Here is a 7,588-nt window from a genome sequence, read left to right as displayed (position 1 = left end):
CCGCCGAGGGCGGTGCGCCGCACTGGTCCTGCTCGACTGTCGTGCTCTGGATGGTGCCGCCTTCCGGTTTCCAGACGATCACCGTCGCCGGCCCGCATTGATTGCCGCCGTCGCCCACATCGAACAGCGCCACCTTGACGCCGCCGACCTCGACTATTTTGTCGAAGAAGACGTCATAATTGCTGGCCAGCTGCTGGCCGTCATAGGCAAGCACCTTCTCGCCATACTGTTCCTTCTGGGTGATGGTCAGCGTGCCGCCTTCGAAAGGGACGGGCGCCTGCTTGTCGTCATCGGCAGCGTCGGCGGCGTTCGTCCCCTGATCGGCGGACGGCTGGTCCGTCGCCGGGGCCGGCTGGGTGGCGGGTGCCTGTGTCTGCGCGAACGCGCTCACGGTTTGCCCTAGCAACAAGGCCAGCCCGCAAACGCCGGCAAGAAGCAAACGTGTCATGACTGTCCCTCCGTTCGCCGCCACGAACCCGGCCTGTGGCGGCCGGGTCAGATCCTGCGACTCAGGCCCAGGGGCGCTGTTCGGCGTTCCGCTTCTCGAACGACGCGATGGCGCCGGCCTTCTCCATGGTCAGGCCGATGTCGTCGAGACCGTTGAGCAGGCAGTGCCGCTTGAAGTCGTCGAGGTCGAAGGTGACGACACCGCCGTCGGGACCGCGGATTTCCTTGGCTTCGAGGTCGACCGACACTGTGGCATTGGAACCGCGCGAGGCGTCATCCATCAGCTTCTCGAGATCCTCGGGGCTGACGGTGATCGGCAAAATGCCGTTCTTGAAGCAGTTGTTGTAGAAAATGTCGGCGAACGAGGTCGAGATGACGCAGCGAATGCCGAAGTCGAGCAGCGCCCATGGTGCGTGCTCGCGGCTGGAACCGCAGCCGAAATTGTCGCCGGCAACCAGGATCTGCGCCTTGCGGTAGGCCGGCTTGTTGAGCACGAAATCCGGATTTTCCGAGCCGTCATCCTTGTAGCGCATTTCGGCGAACAGGCCGGTGCCGAGCCCGGTGCGCTTGATCGTCTTGAGGTAATCCTTCGGGATGATCATGTCGGTGTCGACATTGACGATCGGCATCGGAGCGGCGACGCCGGTGAGCTTGGTGAACTTTTCCATGGCTTTTGCCCGTGTTTTCGTTGCGGGGGGATTGCTGAGGCACGGTTTACACAAAGCCGGCAGCAAATAAAAGGCAACTGTTCGTGCACAGTGGCACAAGCCAGCCCGATGGTGCAGTCTGGCGGCCATGGCAGAAAACGCACACGTCCTCTATGCGCGTGAACCCGCGCTCGACATCGCCGAATTCCGGCGTGTGCTGGTCGAATCCGGCCTCGGCGAGACACGGCCGGTCGATGATGAAGCACGCCTGCGGGCGATGCTGTCGGGCGCCAATCTGGTGCTGACCGCGCGTCTCGACGTCGAAGGCAAGCCGCTGGTCGGCGTGATCAGAGGCATCACCGACTTCTCCTGGGTCTGCTACATCTCCGAACTCGCCGTTTCCCGATCGGCACAGGGGCTCGGCATCGGCAAGGGCCTGATGGACGAGGCGCGCCGGCAGCTTGGACCGTCGGTCGCCATCAGCCTGATCTCCATGCCCGACGCCGTCGGCTTCTACGAACGTATCGGCATGAAGCGCATGGCGGATGCATTCTGGTTCGACCGCAAGGGCTGAGATCTCTCTGGTTGGGGAACGAGAGAAGCGCGCCTTGCCTTCTCCCCCTGTGGGAGAAGGTGGATCGGCGCGCAGCGCCGAGACGGATGAGGGGTGTTCCAGCGGAGTGAGGCGTTGGCGTTCCCTGGAACACCCCTCATCCGTCGCCTTCGGCGACACCTTCTCCCACAGGGGGAGAAGGAAACGCCAACGCTCAAATCACGTTCAATTCCCGGAACGCCCGCCCTTCCGCGACTCGACCATAGCCAAACGCCGAACAATCCACCGTGCGATAGCCGCCATGAACGATCAGTTCGGCCAGCGCCTTGCCGACCGCCGGCGCCTGCTGCAGGCCGTGGCCGGAGAATCCGTTGGCGAAGATGAAATTGCCGACTTCGGGATGCGGACCGATCACCGCGTTCTGGTCGAGCGTGTTGTAGTCGTAGTGGCCGGCCCAGGCGCGGGTCGGCTTGATCGCCTCGAAGGCGGGAATGCGGGTCGCCAGCACCGGCCAGATCACCTCTTCGAACAGCGGCCAGTTTACCTCGAAGTCGCCGGGGTCGGGTGCGCGGTCGCCTTCCTCCGGTTCGGCGCCGCCGGTGAGGTAGACCGAGCCTTCCGGACGGACATAGATGCCGGAGGGATCGACCAGCAGCGGCATGTCGGCATATTTCTCGCGCGCCTCGAAGACGAAGACATTGCGCTTGCGCGGCTCGACCGGCAGCTCAAGCCCGGCCATGGCAGCCACCTTGCCGGCGTTCGGGCCGGCGGCGTTGACGACGATGCCAGCCTCCAGCGTCTCGCCATTGCCGAGGCTCACTCCGGTGACGCGGTTGCCATCGCGCGCGATGCCGGTGACATCGGCGGCGATGAAATCGACTTTCTTCTGCCGCAGCGCCTTGCGGAACAGCGTCAGCATCGCATGCGCGTCGAACCAGCCTTCGCCGGTGCGGCCATAGGCGCCGGCTGAAATGCCCTCGGTCGACAGCCACGGGAACCGGCGCGTAAGCTGGGCGGCATCCTCCAGCACGATGTCGGCGCCCTCCGCGATCTGCGCCTCGTGATTGCTCTTGAGGATCGGCAAGCCGTCCTCGCCGGCAAGGATGAGGTAGCCGCCCTCGCGAAAGCCGATATCGGCGTCGTCCCCGAACTCTTCCTTCAGCCGCCGAAACAGTTTCAGCGTGAACTGCGACAGGCGGATGTTTTCCGGGATCGAGAATTGCTGGCGGATCGAGGCCATGGACAGCGTCGTTGCCGCATGCGCGAATTGCGGATCACGCTCGACCAGCGCGATCGTGCCGGAAAACCCTTGCTCACGCAGGTAATAGGCGACCGAGGAGCCGACGATGGCTCCGCCGATGATGACGATGTCGTAGCGCATGTTCTCTCCGATCCGGCCGATGGTGTCCTTCACGCCACCGGCAGAATGATCTCGAAGCGCGTGCCGCGTTCGCTGTCAACCAGCGCGATCATACCATCATGCGCTTTCAGGAGGGCCAGCACGATGCCGAGCCCCATGCCGGTGCCGCCCTGTTCGCGCCGCGTGGTGAAAAACGGCTCGAAAATGCGCGCCCGGTTGCTCGGCGAAATACCGGCGCCGTCGTCACTGACCAGGAGGCTCGCCTTGCCGTCGGCGCTCGTAGCGGAGACAGAAACCTGTGTCGCGCCGTGCCTGGCCGAATTGTCGATGAGATTGGCCAGCACGATAGCCGCGTTCTCGGCCGATATGTGCAATCTGATGTCGCCGCCGGCCCCGATGCTAACCGCCAGCCTGTTGTCTACGGGAAGCAGCGCCAGCGCCGCACCGATCGATGTGCTTTCGCCGCTCGGCGCCAGGTTTTCGGCGCGCGCCATGTCAAGCAGGCGGCGAACCAGCAGATTGAGCCGTCCCGCATCGGTGACGATATTGTTGGAGAAACGCCGCCGCTCCGTATCGTCCATCGCGCCACCGGAATCGCGCAGCAATTCGGCTGCGCCCTGGATCGCTGTCAGCGGCGATTTGAGTTCGTGCGAGACATGGGTGGCGAACGTCTGGATGCTGTCGGAACGCGCCTGCAGTTTTTCGGCCATGTCGAGGAAGGCGGCGGAAAGCTCCGCCATCTCTCGCGTGCCGTGATGGTCGAGCGGCCTGATCGCCGCGCGGTCGCCGGCGGCGATGCGCTCGGTGCGGTCGATCAGCGCATAGATCGGCCGGCTGACGGTGCGCAGGAAGATGAGGCCGATGAGCAGCGTGCCGCCGAGAATGGCAATCGCCGCCAACGTCACCTTGCCGCGTTCGCCATAGAGATGCTTGATGATGTTGTTGGGCGTCCGCGACACATAGACGACGCCGGCGACCTTGCCGTCGACGGCCACCGGCAAAGCGGCGAAGACACGCACCTTGGTGCCGCGGCTGACCGAATAGAGCGGCGGCGCCGGCTGGTCGCGGATGCGCAGCCTGAGCGCGCTGGCATAGCTGCCGGCAAGTGCTGTGCGCACCTCTTCGGCCGCACTGAGCGACTGGCCGACCTCGCCGCGCCCGGCAATGACGACGCCCCGGGGATCGAGCAGCCGGAAGCCGGCCAGCGTGGTTTTCTGCGTGGCGTCGAGAATACCGGACAGGCGCGCACCGATCGCCGCGAAGGCAGGATCGGCGGTGGCAGCGATCGCCGCCGGCCGGGTCGGCAGCACATAGTCGGAGGCGAGATCGAGTTGCGGCTCGATCGGCTTGTACAGCGGGCCCGGATTGACGCTTCGGCTTGAATCCCCGCCTGGCCCCGGCATCGGCGCACCGAGCTTGTCCGCCGCAATGCCGGCGTCGCGCACATCCTGCGCATAGATGGCGGCGATGGCCGCCCCTTGCGCGATCAGCTCCGCTTCGGTCTGGCGGATCAGCTGGTTCTCGTAGAGGCGGAAGAAGAACAAGCCGACCAATGGCAGGGCCATCACCATGATCAGGATGGCGACGACGACCGTGGCAAGCCGTGGCCGCCACTTGCGGCCGATCCATTTGCCGGAAGTCGTCAGCCGCATCGGCCAAGCCGGAAGCCGACGCCATGCACGGTCTCGATGGCATCCAGGCAACCCACTGCTGCCAGCTTGGCGCGGATGTTGCGGATATGGCTGTCGACGGTGCGGCCGGCGACATGGATGTTTGCGGCATAGGCGCTGGCCATCACCGCGTCGCGGTCGAGCACATGCGCGGGCCGCGCCAGGAATCCCTTCAGGATCGAGAATTCGATCCCCGTCAGGGCAAGCGCCTTGCCGTCGAAGCTGGCAGCGTGACTGGCCGGCGCCAGAGCCAGTTTGCCATGCGAAAACTGCCTGTTGTCGACCGGTTCGGCCGCCGCCGGGCGGGCGCGCCGCAGGATGACGTTGACGCGGGCGACCAACTCGCGCGGGCTGAATGGTTTCGTCACATAGTCGTCGCCGCCCATTTCGAGCCCAAGGATGCGATCGATCTCCTCGTCGCGCGCGGACAGGAACAGCACCGGCACATCGGATGTGTGCCGCAGTCGCCGGCAGACCTCCAGCCCGTCCATCTCCGGCATGCCGATGTCGAGCACGACAAGATCCGGCGCCCGGCGGCCGATCGCCTGCAGGGCGGCGGCACCGTCGGCCACGCCTGTCGTTTTCATGCCGGCCTTTTCCAGCGCAAAGCAGATCACCTCGCGGATGTGCGGGTCATCGTCGGCGACGAGGATGTGATGCGGCATGGATCAGCGGCCCGGCATGGAAGGTTCGATAGCGGAGGGAATCACGAACGGCCCCTTGGTGTCGGGATATCGAAGCAGCCGCCAGTCGCGAAAGCTCCAGGCCCGCCAGTTCTGCTGGATAGTTCGATACCAGATTTCATCGCTGCCGCGCACGCCAGCCAGTTCGCGGACAGTGCCGGCCGCCGCCGTCTTGCCCTGTTGCTCGAGGAAGCGATCGAGTGCGGGAAACGCGCCTGGACCGAGCGAGTGAAGATACCAGGCGTCTAGGGGAATGCCCTGGCCGGTCATTTCGAGGGAATGGTCGACATTGTAGTTGGCGATCGTTGCTGCGAAATTGATGAAACAGCCGGCATAAAGCGTCAGAGATAACGTCAGAAGATTGGCGGACAGCAGCCATTCGTTGGATTTTCTAAGCGCGATGCGAGCGATGATCAGGGCAAGGCCTGCTGCCACCAGCCCCATCCAGACAAAGGCAGCGACGCGCCAATAGGTCAATGCATAGATGCCGATATAGAGGTCGAGCCGCAGGATCGACGAGACCACCAGCATGATGTTTTGCGCCACCCAGGCGTAGACCAGCCGGCGGATGAGCGGATCGGCCGAGGTCTCGCTGCCTGGCCGCAGCGCTGCCAGCACGAAGCCGGCGGCAAGCAGCGCCGTGACGATCAGGGGATAGGCGCCACGATGCGCGTAGGCCGCGTAGCTCAGCCCGTCGGGAAGGGCCGCCCCGCCCCACAGATAGGTGGCGTCGAGCGCCGTCTGCAGCGCAAACAGGATGTTGAAGACGATCAGGGCGCGCAGGATGGCGGCCTTGCCGAACAGGATATCTTCGATGGTGGTGACGGTTTTGTCGGCTTGAGCGCTGACGGCGGGCGCCGCGCGCCGGTTGCGGCGAACCGGGCGCGGCAGGCGCGGCCGCAGAAAAGCCCAGACAGCAGCGAGCACGAACAGCCAGAAGGCAATCCGCGCCAGCTGGATAAGATCGAGCAGCCTCACGAGGTCGATCAGCGACAGCCAGTAGTCGATCACCGGATTGGCGGCGCCGAACAGCGCCAGGAAGACCGCGCCCAGCGTCAGCGGCATCACCCAGACAGCGATCGCCGCCAGCCGGATGCGCCGCCGGCCGAACCGCCGCGCCGTCCTGCGCCAGCGGATGAAATCATTGGCGAAGCGGAACGGCGCCGCCAGCCCGAACAGCACGATCTGCCCGGCAATACGGGCGATGCTGTGCCGCAGCCGCCCGCTCAGCGAAAGGGCAAAGACGGTCAGCGCCGCCAGCGCGATCGAAACCGACAGGGTGCTGACGTTTTCAGCCAGCGGCAGCAGCGCGACAAGCGAGGCGATGGGCTTGAGCCAGACCCGACCGTCGCTGAAAGCCGCCGGATGCACGGCGACAACCGCGGCGGCAATCAGCAGGGCGAACAGGAAAACCGTGATCCCGGCGGGCTGGCCGTAGAACAGGAAATCCGCAAGTGCCGCCAGCAGGATGGCGACACCGAAGCGGCTGCAATAGCTCGGCGCGGCGGAGAGCAACGCTGTCATGATCGGGCTTTCCTGATGGCGTCCCGCCGGGTTGCCGGCGGGCTGTTGCGGACAAAGGGAATGAGGATTGCGACGGGACACACGCGCGGCGCATCGGCCAGCCACCAGTCTTCGCGGCGCAGCCGGTAAGGCAGGGACCATCGGGGTTTTGCTCGGTTTTGCATGCCGTCTGTTTGTCAGGCCGGCGGGGAAAGGGTGAGGCGGATCGGAGGAGGTTTTCCGCAGGCCTGTGCAGTTTTCGTGCAGGCAATTGTTGAGGTCGAATTCGCCATCTTTCTAACGTCGGCGCTGCCCCTCACCTGCCTGCCGGCATCCTCTCCCCGTAAACGGGGCGAGGGACGCTCTTGTCGCCGGTTTCGCCAATCTCCAGCGTCGCAAGAAAGGCGCCGGCGTTGCCGCCATCTCCTCTCGCCCCGTTTACGGGGAGAGATGTCCGGCAGGACAGTGAGGGGCAGCACCAGCTTTCGCGATGGCTCGCCTCAGGCACAGCCCTGCGCGCTTGCCTCACCTGCCCGCACGCGGCATAGATCACCCATGGAAACCTACCGCCCGCGCCGCTCCGTGCTCTACATCCCGGCCTCCAACGACAAGGCCCTGGCCAAGATCGCGCAGCTTGCCTGCGACGCCATCATCATCGACCTCGAGGATGCCGTAGCCCCGGCCGACAAGATCGCCGCTCGCGAAAAACTGGCCGGCATTTTCGC

The 7,588-nt window shown here is 65.0% G+C and carries 7 protein-coding genes and 1 pseudogene; 2 read left to right on the top strand and 6 right to left on the bottom strand.

Translation table 11 applies throughout. The annotated features are described in order from the left end of the window. Both EN984_RS15095 and leuD read right to left on the bottom strand, forming a co-directional pair. Positions 1-448 (bottom strand): annotated as a pseudogene (locus EN984_RS15095) (hypothetical protein); the annotation flags it as partial. A 61-nt stretch (positions 449-509) separates the two neighbouring features. Next, positions 510-1,115 carry a 3-isopropylmalate dehydratase small subunit gene (gene leuD, locus EN984_RS15090; protein ID WP_023810900.1) on the bottom strand — a complete coding sequence of 202 codons (606 nt, stop codon included), beginning with the start codon at positions 1,113-1,115 and terminating at the stop codon, positions 510-512. A 127-nt stretch (positions 1,116-1,242) separates the two neighbouring features. Between leuD and EN984_RS15085 the strand changes: the two genes are divergently transcribed. Beyond that, the gene (locus EN984_RS15085) at positions 1,243-1,668 is read left to right on the top strand and encodes a GNAT family N-acetyltransferase (RefSeq protein WP_127271072.1); all 426 of its coding nucleotides are present in this window, start codon (positions 1,243-1,245) and stop codon (positions 1,666-1,668) included. A gap of 193 nt (positions 1,669-1,861) precedes the next feature. Here the strand turns inward: EN984_RS15085 and EN984_RS15080 are convergent, their stop codons facing one another. The 4 genes from EN984_RS15080 to EN984_RS15065 are packed head-to-tail and all read right to left on the bottom strand — an operon-like array spanning position 1,862 to position 6,884. Then, on the bottom strand, positions 1,862-3,028 hold the full coding sequence (locus EN984_RS15080; protein WP_127271325.1) for an FAD-binding oxidoreductase: 1,167 nt from the start codon (positions 3,026-3,028) through the stop codon (positions 1,862-1,864). Positions 3,029-3,057: 29 nt separating this feature from the next. Beyond that, the gene (locus tag EN984_RS15075; RefSeq protein ID WP_127271327.1) at positions 3,058-4,659 is read right to left on the bottom strand and encodes a HAMP domain-containing sensor histidine kinase; all 1,602 of its coding nucleotides are present in this window, start codon (positions 4,657-4,659) and stop codon (positions 3,058-3,060) included. Continuing rightward, a complete protein-coding gene (locus EN984_RS15070; protein ID WP_127271328.1) occupies positions 4,650-5,342 on the bottom strand; it encodes a response regulator transcription factor in 693 nt (230 codons plus the stop codon). Before EN984_RS15070 ends, EN984_RS15075 begins: the two co-directional genes overlap by 10 nt. Before the next feature lie 3 nt (positions 5,343-5,345). Then, positions 5,346-6,884 carry a DUF4173 domain-containing protein gene (locus tag EN984_RS15065; RefSeq protein WP_127383809.1) on the bottom strand — a complete coding sequence of 513 codons (1,539 nt, stop codon included), beginning with the start codon at positions 6,882-6,884 and terminating at the stop codon, positions 5,346-5,348. Positions 6,885-7,418: 534 nt separating this feature from the next. Between EN984_RS15065 and EN984_RS15060 the strand changes: the two genes are divergently transcribed. After that, the coding region (locus EN984_RS15060) for an aldolase/citrate lyase family protein (protein WP_245480066.1) at positions 7,419-7,588 on the top strand (170 nt) is incomplete at its 3' end.

This window comes from Mesorhizobium sp. M7A.F.Ca.CA.004.12.1.1 (assembly GCF_003997835.1).
Taxonomy (GTDB): Bacteria; Pseudomonadota; Alphaproteobacteria; order Rhizobiales; family Rhizobiaceae; genus Mesorhizobium.
This window is presented reverse-complemented; position numbering and strand designations above follow the sequence as displayed.

What these genes read in the sequence shown, in the direction of transcription:
- EN984_RS15085 (WP_127271072.1), top strand. Translation starts at nt 1,243, where the DNA reads ATGGCAGAAAACGCACACGTCCTCTATGCGCGTGAACCCGCGCTCGAC.
- EN984_RS15070 (WP_127271328.1), bottom strand. Translation starts at nt 5,342, where the DNA reads ATGCCGCATCACATCCTCGTCGCCGACGATGACCCGCACATCCGCGAG.
- leuD (WP_023810900.1), bottom strand. Translation starts at nt 1,115, where the DNA reads ATGGAAAAGTTCACCAAGCTCACCGGCGTCGCCGCTCCGATGCCGATC.
- EN984_RS15080 (WP_127271325.1), bottom strand. Translation starts at nt 3,028, where the DNA reads ATGCGCTACGACATCGTCATCATCGGCGGAGCCATCGTCGGCTCCTCG.
- EN984_RS15065 (WP_127383809.1), bottom strand. Translation starts at nt 6,884, where the DNA reads ATGACAGCGTTGCTCTCCGCCGCGCCGAGCTATTGCAGCCGCTTCGGT.
- EN984_RS15075 (WP_127271327.1), bottom strand. Translation starts at nt 4,659, where the DNA reads ATGCGGCTGACGACTTCCGGCAAATGGATCGGCCGCAAGTGGCGGCCA.